The organism is Enterobacter sp. MGH 37, assembly GCF_000534515.1.
GTDB lineage: Bacteria > Pseudomonadota > Gammaproteobacteria > Enterobacterales > Enterobacteriaceae > Enterobacter > Enterobacter kobei.
On the sequence record NZ_KI973206.1, the window covers coordinates 202401 to 202609 of the forward strand.

Annotated in this window: 2 tRNA genes; both read left to right on the forward strand. The window is 57.4% G+C overall.

The features are described 5' to 3' along the window. Positions 1 to 14 precede the first annotated feature (14 nt). A tRNA-Met gene (locus L383_RS10110) sits at positions 15 to 91 on the forward strand. Positions 92 to 135: 44 nt separating this feature from the next. Continuing rightward, positions 136 to 209: transfer RNA gene (locus tag L383_RS10105), tRNA-Met, on the forward strand.

Genomic DNA, 209 nt, shown 5'->3' on the forward strand with positions numbered 1-209 from the left:
AGTAGAAAGACGGACGCGGGGTGGAGCAGCCTGGTAGCTCGTCGGGCTCATAACCCGAAGGTCGTCGGTTCAAATCCGGCCCCCGCAACCAATCAAATTTGAAGAAGTAAGTTTCTACAAGAGTAGAAAGACGGACGCGGGGTGGAGCAGCCTGGTAGCTCGTCGGGCTCATAACCCGAAGGTCGTCGGTTCAAATCCGGCCCCCGCAA